Source organism: Trichormus sp. NMC-1 (assembly GCF_001858025.1).
In the GTDB taxonomy this organism is placed as follows: domain Bacteria; phylum Cyanobacteriota; class Cyanobacteriia; order Cyanobacteriales; family Nostocaceae; genus Anabaena.
This window is the reverse complement of the sequence record NZ_LZQD01000004.1, coordinates 173,134-188,066: the sequence shown is the minus strand read 5'-3', so window position 1 is coordinate 188,066 and position 14,933 is coordinate 173,134. Positions and strand designations below refer to the sequence as shown.

The window sequence follows — 14,933 nt, the reverse complement described above, 5'->3', positions numbered from 1 at the left end:
TCGACCTCCTCTCTAAATAAGGAATGAGGACTCAGGAATACCACATAGTTAGGTTTACTCGCAATTCCAGAGGTTTTCTGGAGTCGCGATGACCCCGCTGTGTGGATAGTTGTTTCTGTTGAATTATAGAGTCTCTACTTGTACTTTGTTAGAGACATTTTAACAATAATTAAAAATAGCCAGATTTCTTGTCTTATCTGGCTTTTAACGTAAAACAAATTGTTAAAATGTCAATAGCTTATCCATTTAATTTACAAAGAATAACAATTCTTAAAACTTATAGGTACTACTGAGGGTAGCAAATTTGATCTTTTAGGCTATAGTTCCCTAGGCACAGTTTGCGCCACAATAATTTGTTAACCGTTGAAGACTATCACAGGGCGAAAGAAATGAACTCTAGGCGTAAAATAGCTTTAGAGAAACTCGTCTCTAGGAGTTTCCCGATCCTCAAATGGCTAATAACATTGGTGTTGGTCTTAAGTTTATGCAGTTGTGTTGAGAAGGCAGGAAGTCAAGAAGTCTCTATTGACAATCGGACAAAAGCGCCACCAGTATCCCCAATTTCTGGGCAATTTGCAGAAACTACCCCACCAGATGTTATCCAAGAACTGCGCCCCAGCTTGGAAGGTTATCAGCCACAAGTGACAATTCTCAGTCCGCAAGGGGATGAAGTTTTACAAGACGATACGGTTAGAGTCAGCTTACAGGTTAAGGATCTACCAATATTCAAAGATCCACAATGGCAATTAGGCCCTCATTTAAACCTAATTCTTGATAATGAGCCTGATATAGCTGTTTACGACCTCAGTCAGCCTCTTATTTTGCCAAACTTGTCCCCAGGTAGTCATACCTTACGTGTATTTGCTTCTCGTCCTTGGTATGAAAGCTTTAAAAATGAGGGCGCTTACGCCCAAACAACATTTCACATTTTTACTAAAACTGACGATAACAACCCTGAACCTAATTTACCGGTATTAACTTACAGTCGTCCCAATGCCAGTTACGGTGCAGAACCGATTATGCTGGATTTTTATCTTACTAACGCGCCTTTACACATTGCTTCTGAAGATAATGTGGAAGACACAATGAGTAATTGGCGCATTCGCTGCACGATTAACGGTGAAAATTTCGTTCTTGACCGTTGGCAAACAGTATATCTTAAAGGCTTTAAGCCAGGTAAATCTTGGGTAAAACTAGAATTTCTCGATAATCAGGGAAACCCAGTCAAAAATGCCTTTAACAGTACAGTCAGATTAATTAACTACCAACCCAACGGTCAAGACACGCTTTCGAGAATTGTCAGAGGAGAACTAACCGCTGATGAAGTACGGGGTATCGTAGACCAGAATTATACGCCTAAAATTCCCGAAATCCAAACGACACCAATTCCCAAAGTTGACAAAATACCGGAACCTCAACCGGAGATAGAAACGCAACTAGTTCCCGAAATCCAAACGACACCAATTCCCAAAGTTGACAAAATACCGGAACCTCAACCGGAGATAGAAACGCAACTAGTTCCCGAAATCCAAACGACACCAATTCCCAAAGTTGACAAAATACCGGAACCTCAACCGGAGATAGAAACGCAACTAGTTCCCGAAATCCAAACGACACCAATTCCCAAAGTTGACAAAATACCGGAACCTCAACCGGAGATAGAAACGCAACTAGTTCCCGAAATCCAAACGACACCAATTCCCAAAGTTGACAAAATACCGGAACCTCAACCGGAGATAGAAACGCAACTAGTTCCCGAAATCCAAACGACACCAATTCCCAAAGTTGACAAAATACCGGAACCTCAACCGGAGATAGAAACGCAACTAGTTCCCGAAATCCAAACGACACCAATTCCCAAAGTTGACAAAATACCGGAACCTCAACCGGAGATAGAAACGCAACTAGTTCCCGAAATCCAAACGACACCAATTCCCAAAGTTGACAAAATACCGGAACCTCAACCGGAGATAGAAACGCAACTAGTTCCCGAAATCCAAACGACACCAATTCCCAAAGTTGACAAAATACCGGAACCTCAACCGGAGATAGAAACGCAACTAGTTCCCGAAATCCAAACGACACCAATTCCCAAAGTTGACAAAATACCGGAACCTCAACCTGAAATTACACCCACACCTCCTGCTATTAAATTTGCAGCACCAGAACTACAGCCGAAATTCATACCAACACCTTCCAAAAAACAGCTAAACCCTCCCATAGCTGTGTAAGAAGAGTCTGAAAATCTTTTGAACGTTGAATTTTTGTCTGCGGTTAATGATTCATATTTAGTTTCAACTCTGAGGATAAAGCTTCAATAAATGTCAGTCCTGCCACAGGATTGCCTATACTATCCAAGGCAGGACTGTAGCAAGCGATAGCTCCCTGATTTGGTACTATTGCTAATAAACCCCCACCAATACCCGATTTCATGGGTAAACCAATCTTAATGGCATACCGAGCAGAAGCCTCATATAATCCACAAGTTAACATCACAGTGTTGACGATGTTGCGGTTTTCTGAGTTTATAGAACTGCTATTACAAGCTAATGAATTTCCTAATAAGGCTAAGTCCTGTACATTTCCAGAAATACAGCATATTTGTTCGTAAGTGTCAAGAGCAATTTCCAGATTTTGGATATGTCCAGTTTTGATAAGATGGTGAGCGATCGCTAAATTTGCTGGTGAACGAGTAGCGCGAACTGAACTCAGCAACTCTTTATCTAACTCCAATTGACACCCTGCTAATTGATTTAACCATTGACAGAATAACTGCGTGCGAGTATTCCCATCCTTTCCTGGTAACTTATCAGCTAAGGTAATAGCACCACTATTAATCATCGGATTGCGTGGATACCCATTATCAGCAATTAACTGTTCTAAAGAATTGAAAGGTGCTGCTGAGGGTTCAAACCCAACCCATTCTGACACCTTTTTTGCTCCGAAATATTCCAGCAGATATAATAGGGAGAATGGCTTAATTAGACTCATTAAAGGAAATACACAAGCGGTATCTCCTAAACTGTAACTTGCACCTGATTCACAGCAGATATTAACAGCAAACCAGCTAGGGTTAGCTATAGCTAAAGGTGGAATACGTTCAATAACTCGTCCCTGTACAGCTTGGTTTTTAGCTTGTTGTACCCAAAGAGATAAATTATTTATATTGATTTTTTCCAGTTCTATCAAAACCGATTTTGACCTAAAATCTACAATCTTAAAATACTATGATTCCCCGTGTTAGATCACCAGAATTACCACAAAATTATCCTTGGCTGAATACAGATAAACCTTTATCGCTAAAATCACTCAAAGGTAGAGTCATAATTTTAGACTTTTGGACATACTGTTGTATCAACTGTTTACACATATTACCAGACCTGAAATATTTAGAATGTAAATATCAAGATAGCCTGACAATTATCGGTGTTCACTCTGCTAAATTTGCCAACGAAAAATAAATCGAAAATATTTGTCAAGCCGTTCTGCACTATGACATTGAACATCCAGTTTTAGTGGATATTGGTTTTCGAGTTTGGGATGAGTATACTGTTCGCGCTTGGTCTACCTTAATAATTATAGATCCACAAGGTTATGGAATTAGTTAAGTTTCTGGTGAAGGAAATTTACAACTTATTGAAAGTATCATTATTCAATCTATTAATCAACATCAAGATAAAATTAATTTTCAACAACTCGAATTCAATTTATAAAAACGCCATCAACCATTAATTACCAGGGTTATCGCATCTCAAACCCTATTGACAAGGGGATTTATTTAATATGTGGGAGGATGTTCAAGTGACACAACTCAAGGTAGCTTAAGAGAGAACCCATCTAGCCGCTGTATCCTGAAAATTTACAACTTACTATCTCTAACGCACCCTACGTATCTTTCTGACATACTTAACCGTATGCGTACAAATTTACAATAGCTGGTATTATATTTCTGTGTAAATCCCTAAGCCATTAGACATAGGAGTGAAAATTAAATATGCGTTTCCTAGAACCCTTGTAGAGACGTTCCATGGAACGTCTCTACTTTTCTGGAGATGTCTATTATTTTTCCTATCTACACCAAAGACTTTTCAGGTTACTTTAAGTTATTAATTGGATACTTCTATCAAAAGGAATATCACCGTGACTTTATCTCACAAGCATACTAATTTATTGATAATGTCCGCCTTGCTGGGATTAATAGCTTTACCAAGCATGGTAACACCAGCTACAGCCCAAAAGGTTGAGAATAGTAGTAATACAGACACAAATCCCAGTCTCAATCAACCCAATTCTACCTCCACTTATCCAGCCGCACCACCCCCAAAGCGAATAGATCCCTTACCCAATGAGCGAGAAGTGCTAGAAAGGGAAGTAGAAACTGATTATCGTATTACTAACTTACTAGGAGATTTTGCTGGTAATCTTTGGGTAGGTTCTTGGCGAGGTTTATCGCGCATTGACCCGAATACGGGTAATATTATTGCTCGCATTAGTTTACCAAATATTGCTATTGGTTCTTTAGCTCAAGATAAAGTCGGTCGTTTGTGGGTGGGAAATTATGAAGGTTTAACACGAGTTGATCCCCGCACTAATGAAATTACAGCCCAAAATTTATTACTACCTTCTAAGCGGGTATTATCGCTATTAATTGATAAACGCGGTTATTTGTGGACGGGAACTGATAGTGGTTTAGTTCTAATTAGTCCTGACCAAGGTTTGGTGATGACAACAGTTAAAAATTTACCTGGTGTTAGCGCCAACGCTATGACTCTAGATGCTGAGGGTCAACTTTGGGTAGGGACTTTGGATGGATTAGTGCGGGTAAATACTGCTAGTGGTTTGATTATGAAGCGAATCGGCAGTTTACCAGGATCAACTGTGCAAACTTTAGCTATCAGTCCTGAAGGGTTAATCTGGGCGGGAATGCCGAATAATTTGTTAGTAATTAACCCTAAAAATGGGATTGTGCTGAGGTCTGTAACTCCTTTGCGGGGAAGAAATGTGACTTCAATTCGCTTTGCTCAAGATGGTAGCGTTTGGGTTGGGACTACCAATGGGTTGTTAAGATTAAATCCAAATACAGGAGCTTTGTTAGATCGAGTTGCTGGACTTCCTTCTAGCCGGGTTTTGACCCTTGCACCTGATATCGGCAATAAATTGTGGGTGGGAACCAGCGAGGGACTGGCTTGGTTAATGCCTACAATGGATCTGGCGCGACCTCATTTCGGTTTTGGTCGGTTTGTAAAGTAGGGGTTGGTAATTGGTGATTGGTAAAAAACTCTTACCCATTACCCATTACCCAATCTAAAATCTAAAATCTAAAATTTAAAATTATTTATGGCAGTTACTACCCAGCAATTAATTCAATGGAAACAGCAGGGACGTTCAATTGTCGCTTTGACTGCCTGGGATTATGCGATCGCTCAACTCCTCGACGCAACTGGTGTAGACTTAATCCTTGTAGGTGATTCTTTGGCAGTCGTGCTTGGTTATGAAACCACTCTGCCAGTTACTTTAGAAGAAATGATACACCATGCTAAAGCTGTGCGTCGTGGTGTGAAAAATGCTTTAGTCGTTGTAGATTTACCATTTTTGACTTATCAAGAAAGTATTCAACAAGCAATGCAATCAGCCGGACGGGTGCTGAAAGAAACTGGAGCGCAGGCTGTAAAATTAGAGGGTGGTTATCCCGCAATGGTCGAGACTATAGAGCGGTTGGTACAAGCTGGTATTCCCGTGATGGGTCATGTGGGTTTGACACCCCAATCGGTACATCAACTGGGTTTGCGACAACAGGGAAAAACCCCAGAAGCAGGGGAGAGAATTTTAAATCAAGCGATCGCTCTCGAACAAGCTGGTGTATTTTCAATAGTATTAGAACATATCCCCGCCCATCTAGCATTACAAATCACTCAAAAACTCCGTATTCCCACTATTGGCATTGGCGCAGGTTCAGATTGTGATGGGCAAGTTTTAGTGACTGCTGATATTTTAGGACTTTCAGAAAAGCAGCCACCCTTTGCCAAAGTTTATACAAATCTACGAGAAACAATTACCAAAGCCGTCCAGGACTACGCTGTGGAAGTGCGCGATCGGCAATTTCCATAATCTAGCAGGGGGTAGGAAGCAGGGTGCAGGGGGCAGGAGGCAGTAGATAATTATTTCTCCGCGTCTCCCCATCTCCCCATCTCCGTGTCCCCGCGTCCCCATCTGGAGCGTAAGAGTGTCACCTTAAACTTTCTGGATCTATTCCTAACTCACGCAATTTATCCTCCAGCTTGATGACGTGGTTTTGTACTTCGTGAATCTGTTCTTGGGGTGTCAGATAACGTCTTCCTGATTCGTCATACCAATACAACCATTCCCTCGTTATCCCGCCATAATTGCCTCGTTCACAACCAATTCCTAAACCGATTTCTGGTAGCCAAACAGGACTGCTTTCCTGTAACTCATACTTACCATTGACTAATTTATGCACTTCCAACCTCGGTTGGCGACGACGACGGGAAGAATAAATCACATAGTACAGCACTCCTAAAGCGGCATATTCATCCAATTTAATGCTATATTCCTTACGGTAATTTGGGGAAACTACTTCTAGCACCAAAATTGGGACAACGTTTTCATCCCACAACACATAACTAGGGCGTAGTTCCTCATCGTAACAGCGTTCTACCCCCAAGCTAAGAAACCCATCTGGTACAATCGGTAGTTCATCTGGGTGATAATAAATACCCATATTTACTCCAAAAAACCAGTCCATGCGTTCTGCCCAAAGTGTCAGCAGTATCGCTTTCAGCAATCCTGGAATTAATTCTTGCAGTTCGTTATCCACAGGTGTTTCATCAGAGTCGGGTAATTCTTCAGCAGAGGGTAAGTACCTTGGCAGGTTGAAATTTAACATAACTACTTTCCCCAACACTCACAACAATTATAGAATTGTATGTCTGTTTAAGCGACACTTAAACCTAACCAAAACAGTATTGACAGTCCCTGCTGACTCGATAAAAGCTCTGATACTATCAAGATCAGATCTGATTGAAGAAGAGACAGGGGGATTGCGGGTGGGGGACTCAGACCCTGGGAAGCTACCCGTTTCCGTGTAAGAGCATTTTTTCGATAAAAGCTCATTTGATATAGGCACGCATAATTTTTTTGCAGAATTGTCACAGATAAAGACTAAACTTAAAAGTCTTGTGCCGCAAAACCTGTAAATTTAAATGAAGTAATCATGTCCAAGGTTCTTGTCTCCGATCCTATTGACCAGGCTGGTATTGACATTCTTTCCCAAGTTGCTACGGTTGATGTCAAGACAGGTCTTAAACCAGCAGAATTGATAGAAATTATTGGTGAGTATGACGCGCTGATGATCCGTTCTGGAACCCGCGTCACTCAAGAAATTATTGAAGCTGGCACACAATTAAAAATTATTGGCCGTGCTGGTGTGGGTGTAGATAATGTCGATGTTCCTGCTGCAACCCGCAAAGGTATTGTAGTTGTTAACTCTCCTGAAGGAAACACCATTGCTGCGGCTGAACACGCCCTGGCGATGATGTTATCTTTATCTCGTCATATCCCAGATGCAAATGCTTCAGTCAAACGCGGTGAGTGGGATCGTAAAACTTTTGTAGGTGCAGAAGTATACAAAAAAACTCTCGGCGTTGTCGGCTTAGGTAAAATTGGCTCTCATGTTGCGTCTGTAGCTAGAGCTATGGGAATGAAACTGTTAGCTTATGATCCCTTTATTTCTACAGAACGGGCTGAACAACTTGGCTGTCAGTTGGTGGATTTAGATTTGCTGTTTCAGCAAGCGGACTATATCACACTACACATCCCCAAAACCCCAGAAACTACCCATTTAATCAACGCCACAACTTTGGCGAAGATGAAACCGACTGCGAGAATTATCAATTGCGCTCGTGGTGGCATCATTGATGAAGCGGCTTTGGCAGCAGCAATTAAAGAGGGTAAAATTGGTGGTGCAGCTTTAGATGTGTTCGAGTCTGAACCTCTAGGGGAATCAGAATTGCGATCGCTCGGAAAAGACCTGATCCTCACTCCCCACTTAGGTGCATCCACCAGCGAAGCCCAAGTAAACGTAGCCATAGATGTAGCTGAACAAATTCGGGATGTGCTTTTAGGACTACCAGCCCGTTCGGCCGTTAACATTCCCGGACTCAGCCCCGATATCTTGGAAGAACTCAAGCCCTATATGCAGTTGGCCGAAACCTTGGGTAACTTGGTAGGACAACTAGTTGGTGGACGGGTGGAAACACTTAATGTTACCTTGCAAGGAGAACTGGCAACAAATAAGAGTCAGCCTTTGGTGGTAGCAGCCCTAAAAGGACTACTTTATCAAGCCCTACGGGAACGGGTAAACTATGTCAATGCCAGCATAGAAGCCAAAGAACGTGGCATTAGAGTCATTGAAACCCGTGATGCCTCGGCGCGAGATTATGCTGGTTCGCTACATCTGGAAGCTACAGGGACTTTAGGTACTCATTCAGTCACTGGTGCTTTGTTAGGTGATAAAGAAATCCACCTGACTGACGTTGACGGTTTCCCCATTAACGTTCCACCTACTAAATATATGCTGTTTACCCTACACCGCGATATGCCAGGAATTATCGGGAAACTTGGTTCCCTGCTTGGCAGCTTTAATGTCAATATTGCCAGTATGCAGGTAGGGCGAAAAATTGTCCGTGGTGATGCTGTAATGGCTTTGAGTATTGATGATCCCTTACCCGATGGGATTTTGGATGAAATTACCAAAGTACCTGGGATTCGAGATGCGTATACAGTAACACTTTAATATTGGATTTTGGATTTTGGATTTTGGATTGAAAACAGGTAACAAGTAATTGTTTTTTCCAATTACCCATTAGCCATTAGCCATTACCAATCTAAAATCTAAAATCTAAAATCTAAAATTCTATGGCAAACACGTGGTGGGAATTAAAAATTTTATGTGATCCAGATCTAGAAGATTCTATCTTTTGGCGACTGGATATTTTTGGCTGTCGTGGTACAGCTTGTGAAAGCAAAGGCAATTCCTCACTAGTCAAGGCTTATTTGCCACACTTTCAAGCACAGCTACTGGATTTGTCGGCACTGTCACTATGGTTGCGCCAAGATGCTTTATGTATAGGATTACCATCTCCGCTACTGCACTGGAATTTGATTGATGAGGAAGATTGGGCTAGTAGCTGGAAACAATATTGGCAACCACAGGAAATAGGCGATCGCTTCCTGATTAATCCCGCATGGCTACCACTACCTGATTCATTAGAACGTTTGGTAATTCGTCTTGATCCAGGTGTGGCATTTGGTACAGGAAATCATGCCACAACCCAGTTATGTTTAGAATCGCTAGAAATGCGTCTTAGTGAAGTTCCTGAAGCTTTTATTGCTAAGGTTGACCAAAAAGAACCCCTAGTAATTGCGGATATCGGTTGTGGTTCCGGTATTCTTTCTATTGGCGCACTACTACTAGGAGTAGAAAAAGCTTATGCAGTCGATAATGATCCTTTAGCAGTACAATCAACCATCAGCAATCGCGCCCTCAATGATATTAATCCAGAATGCTTGATCCCAGCCCTGGGGAGTGTAGACATTTTGACAAAACTGATTAGTCAACCAGTTGATGGTATTGTCTGCAATATTTTAGCTGATGTGATTATTGAGTTACTACCCGAAATGAAAGCTATCACTAAAGCTACTACTTGGGGTATTTTCAGTGGGATTTTACTGGAGCAATCTAAAGCCGTTGCCGATGCCTTAGAGCAAAATGGCTGGATTGTTGCTACTCTGTGGAAAAGAAAAGAATGGTGTTGCTTGAATGCAAGACGCTCTTAAACCAGTTATCAGTTAGCAGTATATTTACTGTTCACTGATAACTGAAAAGTGTTAAATCAAGGTTTTAAGATGTTGGACTAACTGTGGTGCTTGCACTACACCCTCAATCCGATGCACTGGCTGACCCTGCTTAAACAATACCAGGGTTGGTAAAGCCTCAATTCGATACTGGGTGGCCAAATCTGTGTACTTTTCTGTGTCAATCTTGACAATACGCAAACGGTCTTTTAGTTGAGCATTGACTTGTTCTAAAATTGGCACCATCATCTGACAGGGCCCACACCAGTCAGCATAAAAATCTACTAACACAGGTACATCAGAACCAGATAGCATTTCTTCAAAGCTGTTAAATTGCTTTTTCGTTGTCATGACATACACCAATTTTTAATTGTTTGTTTTAATGGTAATTCTTACGATATAGGATCGGTGTAATTTAATGGTTTTTTAGCAAAATTGTTAATTTGGACAAAATTCGCTAATTTGCCCCAGAAAATATTAAATAACTCAAGACTTAATTAAAACTACAAATGAATCTCCGCATCTATCCATTTGTATCAACCTTAAAGTAAAACGGTATCACATATTCCCCAAATCACCATAAGATAATTAGCGCGGTATTTAAAAGATTGAGGAGCATTAAATGACTTTATTAAAAGATAAAGTGGCAATTGTTACCGGAGCATCGAGAGGAATTGGTAGAGCGATCGCTTTACAACTAGCATCCCAAAATGCAAAAGTCGTTGTCAACTATGCCAATTCTAGCGCTGCTGCTGAAAGCCTAGTAGCCGAAATTACAGCAGATGGAGGAGAAGCTATCGCCCTGCAAGCCGATGTTTCTCAAGCAGAACAAGTAGATGCACTAGTGAATAGCACTATAGATAAGTTTAACCGAGTAGATATCTTGGTCAATAATGCAGGCATTACCCGCGATACACTACTATTGCGGATGAAACTAGAAGATTGGCAAGCAGTCATAGACCTAAATCTAACTGGTGTTTTCTTATGTACCAAAGCTGTCAGTAAAATCATGCTGAAGCAACGTTCAGGCAGAATTATCAACATTGCCTCCGTTGCCGGACAAATGGGCAATCCTGGACAAGCGAACTACAGCGCAGCCAAAGCAGGTGTCATCGGTTTTACCAAAACTGTTGCTAAAGAACTAGCTTCCCGTGGAATCACAGTCAACGCAGTTGCCCCTGGGTTCATCACCACCGATATGACTAGCGATATCAAAGCCGAAGGCATCCTGCAATACATCCCTCTAGGGCGTTTTGGTCAACCAGAAGAAATTGCTGGCATGGTGCGGTTTCTAGCAGCCGATCCAGCCGCAGCCTACATTACTGGGCAAGTCTTTAATGTTGATGGCGGTATGGTGATGGCATAATACTGTTTTACTTTAAAGTTCATACAAATGGACAGACGGGGAGACGCGGAGAAGGAAAGATTCATTTGTAGCTTTAATTAAGTGAATTGATATTAATCGGCTTTCATATTCTCGCTTTTAGGAAGGAAATGAAAGCCGTTTTTTTGTAAGCAGGTAACACAGCTAATTTAGCGGTTATTTGTTATTTGTTAATTTCATTTTTGAATCAAATAGCAAATACCATTTTTGCAGTTCGCTACCAAATTATTTTGCTCAAATTAACAAATCATGTAGAATTAAGATTAGTTAGCACAAGTCGGGAATTATGTCGGATTTAAGATCAGAATTAGAGCAAAACCTGGATGAAGCAGAATGGGATTGGCTCATTCCCCATGTACAAAAGGATACGGTGATTGTTGTAGCAGATGGGTTAGATTTACTAGATGTGGGAGTTGCGATCGCAGGTGATGATATTCCTTCTGTGCAACAATGGATAAGTGAGCAATTGATTGCCAAACCCACAGTAGATCAGGTGGGAGAGTGGAATTACAACCGCAGCAAGCGATTTAATGCCCTCATCGTCGAACCTTATGTACTAGTGCAAGAAATAATGGCAAGCTGAGGTTATCGACTTTAATTTTGCGGCAAAGATGATGGTGCAAGATATGAGTCTCCGAGGGGCGCGGTTTGCGCTCCCACGACATAAGAAAGAAACACAACTAACTATTACCTCTTTCCTTCTTTCTATCACCTGTCACCTGTCACCTGTGTTTCTTAAGAGTGTGACTATTTTTCAGAAATTTAAAATATCTAAAGATTTTTCTATTTCTAAATCTAAAATTCTGGCACGGGTATCTTTATGTTCTTCTAACTTTCCTTCTTTCCAATATAAGTCTGCTGCTTTCTGAAAATCCTCAATTGCACCTTGCTTTTCTCCTATTCCCAATCGCGCATTACCACGATTATAATAAGCATCTGGATAATTATAATTAATTTTAATTACTAGACTAAAATCATCTATTGCCGCTTCATAGTTTCCTAAATCTGAATGGGCATTACCTCTGTTATAATAAGCATCAACATAATGAGAATTAATTTGGATTGCTTGAGTGTAATCTGCAATTGCCCCTTCAAAGTCTCCTAAATCAGAACGAGTATTGCCTCTATTTTTATAAGCAACGGCATCATCGGGAGCAATTTTATTATGAATTAATTTCTGCTGATTATCTAGAAGGTAGCGAGCAATTCCTCTATTTTTGTGAGTAGTGGCATAATGAGGATTAATTGTAATTGCCTGGGTGTAATCTTCAATTGCTCCTTGATTATCACCGATTTGAGAACGAGCATCAGCACGGTTTTTGTAATTAATGGCAATATCAGGGTTAATTCTAATTGCTTGGGTGTAATCTTCAATTGCTGCTTGATAATTACCGATTTGATAATATGTTAAACCTCTTTTATTGTAAGCTTTGCCCTCACTAATATTAATATTAATTGCCTGAGTATAATCTATAATTGCTGTTTGATAATCACCTAATTGATAATACACTAATCCTAATTTGTAATAAATATCAGCATCATGAGGTTTGATTTTTAAGGCTTGATTGTAGTTATTAATTGCTGCTGCATAATCGCCTTTTTTTAAAAAATTATCACCTGTTTTGATATAAAAAATAGTTAAATCTGGTGTAGAGTGTTTATCTATTTCTGGATAAACTTTGGGAACTAATAATTGCTGATGGGATAGCGGAGGTGTTGGTTTAAGAATTTGATTTTTATGGTTTGTAGAAGCTTGCAATTGTTCTAGATAGCACCATAAACCTCCAGCATATAACAATTGATTGATGCCAAAGGAAATTTTTCCAGTTTTCAATTTAATCATTTTGGTAGGGAGAAACCCAGCTAAAAAAAGGTGATATTTAGATTGGGCTTCGTTCACCTCTTCTTGAATCAAAATGCAGACGATAACGGCATTTTTTTCTACTTCTGCTGAACCAACTGACCATCTTACTTTATCAATAGTACCATGACGAGATTTAACTTCAACACCAATGGAAGAGTCTGAAGTGAGTGTAAAATCACTTTTACCATCACCACCGAAGCGTTTTTCATAATCGACTTCAGTAATAAAATTTGCTAAACGCTCTTTGACTACTTCTTCACCTAATTTACCTTTAAGGTTGTTAATAAAAACGTCACGAACTGGAGAAGTCCGCTTATATTTTTCCGCCATCAACCAACAAAAATCTCTTAATGCTTTTAATCTTTCTCCAGATATAATAGTTAATTCACTATGTTCACCTGGGGTTTCACAGTGAAGGAGACAACCAGATTTTAACCTTTTCAGAAAGTCAGACTGTAGCGATCGCAGCAGGGTAATCCAATCCATTTATTATAGTTCTGCGTTCTTTTGTTTGACTTATTGTATGAAAATATGTGGTTTGCGTAAATAGATAGCACCCTATCTCCCTGATTTGGTAGCTTGATCTGTTTCATGTAAGACTTATTGTAGATACTTGTAAATGAAACTCTATGATAAAATTGTCTATAAGTTTTTGCTATGGCTTGTAGTTGTCAATAGCAGTAAGTTTTAACGAAGAAGGGCGTTTACCGATAAAAATCGGGAAATTTATATCCGTTTATGTTCCCCAGTTTTTTAATGTTAATATGACATTGCCTTCTTTGATTTACTCTTTAGGCTTAATTTGAGATTAAAGCGTTTTCCTCCAGCTATAACACCCCACCCCTAGCCCCTCCCCGCAAGCGAAGAGGGGACCTGGATTTTCCATCTTATGTTCTTTCTTATGGCTGAAAACTCCCTCTGGGTAAAGAGATGTGTACATCGTGGCCTTTCAGGAAGGGGTAAGTATTGATATTACTTCATATCATAACCAAACAAATTGGGATCAACTTCTCCTAGTTTTAAATCTCCTAAACCATATTCAGCCCAACGTCTTTCTACCATTGCGGAAACATCAGCGTCTGATTCTAATGGTTCACCCCATTCATGTTCTGTTTCTGGGGGAATTTTTGTGGTTGCATCAATTCCCATCCTACCACCTAAACCGAGTTTTTCACTAGCAAAATCTAAGGTGTCAAAGGGGGTATTTGGTAATATGAATACATCCCGTGAAGGGTCTACTTTAGAACTAATTGCCCAGACGACTTGACGGGGATCACGAATGTTGATATCTTTATCAACAACGATGACAAATTTGGTATATGTGAATTGGGGTAATGCACTCCAAAAAGCTAAGGCTGCTCTTCTTGCTTGTCCGGGATAAGCTTTATCTATGGAAATAATCGCCGCTTTATAACTCAATGCTTCCATTGGTAGGAAGAAATCGACTATTTCGGATACTTGTTGTCGTAAAATAGGGGTATAGATGCGGTTGAGTGCGATCGCCATCATCGCTTCTTCTTTGGGTGGACGACCGCTAAATGTGGTTAAATAAATTGGATCTTTGCGGTGTGTCATACACTGAAACCGCACCAACGGCGAATCTTCCACACCACCGTAATAACCCATATGATCACCAAAGGGGCCATCTGGTAAAACTTCCCCTGGTGTAATTGTCCCTTCTAAGACAAATTCTGAATCTGCGGGAACTTCCAAATCTACGGTTTTACACTTGGCTAAGTTGACTCCAGAACCGCCATATAGCCCTGCAAATAACCATTCTGATAAATCTACAGGAATGGGTGTGGCTGGGGG

At 40.5% G+C, this 14,933-nt stretch carries 12 protein-coding genes and 1 pseudogene; 8 read left to right on the top strand and 5 right to left on the bottom strand.

All coding sequences use genetic code 11. The features are described 5' to 3' along the window. The first annotated feature begins 389 nt into the window (after positions 1-389). Positions 390-2,231, top strand: coding sequence for a hypothetical protein (locus tag A9Y75_RS14625; protein ID WP_343232431.1), 1,842 nt, complete (start codon positions 390-392; stop codon positions 2,229-2,231). A 43-nt stretch (positions 2,232-2,274) separates the two neighbouring features. On the opposite strand, the gene A9Y75_RS14620 is transcribed toward A9Y75_RS14625, so the two are convergent. Next, entirely contained in the window at positions 2,275-3,189 is a 915-nt protein-coding gene (locus tag A9Y75_RS14620) for a glutaminase (protein ID WP_071190289.1), read from the bottom strand. Between the two features lie 38 nt (positions 3,190-3,227). Here A9Y75_RS14620 and A9Y75_RS26550 point away from each other — a divergent pair. From A9Y75_RS26550 to panB, 3 genes and pseudogenes are all read left to right on the top strand, one after another. Next, positions 3,228-3,710 (top strand): annotated as a pseudogene (locus tag A9Y75_RS26550) (thioredoxin-like domain-containing protein); the annotation flags it as partial. Positions 3,711-4,176: 466 nt separating this feature from the next. Next, positions 4,177-5,250: a two-component regulator propeller domain-containing protein gene (locus A9Y75_RS14610; RefSeq protein ID WP_143046433.1), complete on the top strand. Its 1,074-nt coding sequence runs from the start codon at positions 4,177-4,179 to the stop codon at positions 5,248-5,250. 87 nt (positions 5,251-5,337) lie between these two features. Continuing rightward, a complete protein-coding gene (panB, locus tag A9Y75_RS14605) occupies positions 5,338-6,108 on the top strand; it encodes a 3-methyl-2-oxobutanoate hydroxymethyltransferase (protein ID WP_071190286.1) in 771 nt (256 codons plus the stop codon). 118 nt (positions 6,109-6,226) lie between these two features. Here the strand turns inward: panB and A9Y75_RS14600 are convergent, their stop codons facing one another. Continuing rightward, positions 6,227-6,904 (bottom strand): Uma2 family endonuclease, encoded by a 678-nt coding sequence (locus tag A9Y75_RS14600; protein ID WP_071190285.1) that lies wholly within the window; start codon positions 6,902-6,904, stop codon positions 6,227-6,229. 327 nt (positions 6,905-7,231) lie between these two features. Between A9Y75_RS14600 and serA the strand changes: the two genes are divergently transcribed. Together serA and prmA are read left to right on the top strand one after the other, a co-directional pair. Further along, entirely contained in the window at positions 7,232-8,812 is a 1,581-nt protein-coding gene (serA, locus tag A9Y75_RS14595) for a phosphoglycerate dehydrogenase (protein ID WP_071190284.1), read from the top strand. 122 nt (positions 8,813-8,934) lie between these two features. Further along, positions 8,935-9,855 carry a 50S ribosomal protein L11 methyltransferase gene (prmA, locus tag A9Y75_RS14590; protein WP_071190283.1) on the top strand — a complete coding sequence of 307 codons (921 nt, stop codon included), beginning with the start codon at positions 8,935-8,937 and terminating at the stop codon, positions 9,853-9,855. Between the two features lie 51 nt (positions 9,856-9,906). Here prmA and trxA read toward each other — a convergent pair whose 3' ends face one another. Next, on the bottom strand, positions 9,907-10,224 hold the full coding sequence (gene trxA / locus A9Y75_RS14585; RefSeq protein ID WP_071190281.1) for a thioredoxin: 318 nt from the start codon (positions 10,222-10,224) through the stop codon (positions 9,907-9,909). Positions 10,225-10,495: 271 nt separating this feature from the next. On the opposite strand from trxA, the gene fabG reads away from it, so the two are divergent. Then, on the top strand, positions 10,496-11,239 hold the full coding sequence (gene fabG / locus A9Y75_RS14580) for a 3-oxoacyl-[acyl-carrier-protein] reductase (RefSeq protein WP_071190279.1): 744 nt from the start codon (positions 10,496-10,498) through the stop codon (positions 11,237-11,239). Positions 11,240-11,543: 304 nt separating this feature from the next. Further along, positions 11,544-11,840 carry a DUF2288 domain-containing protein gene (locus A9Y75_RS14575; RefSeq protein ID WP_071190278.1) on the top strand — a complete coding sequence of 99 codons (297 nt, stop codon included), beginning with the start codon at positions 11,544-11,546 and terminating at the stop codon, positions 11,838-11,840. Positions 11,841-12,011: 171 nt separating this feature from the next. Here the strand turns inward: A9Y75_RS14575 and A9Y75_RS14570 are convergent, their stop codons facing one another. After that, the gene (locus A9Y75_RS14570; RefSeq protein WP_071190276.1) at positions 12,012-13,607 is read right to left on the bottom strand and encodes a tetratricopeptide repeat protein; all 1,596 of its coding nucleotides are present in this window, start codon (positions 13,605-13,607) and stop codon (positions 12,012-12,014) included. Positions 13,608-14,093: 486 nt separating this feature from the next. Further along, positions 14,094-14,933: UbiD family decarboxylase (locus A9Y75_RS14565; protein ID WP_143046432.1), on the bottom strand; the 840-nt coding region annotated here is incomplete at its 5' end.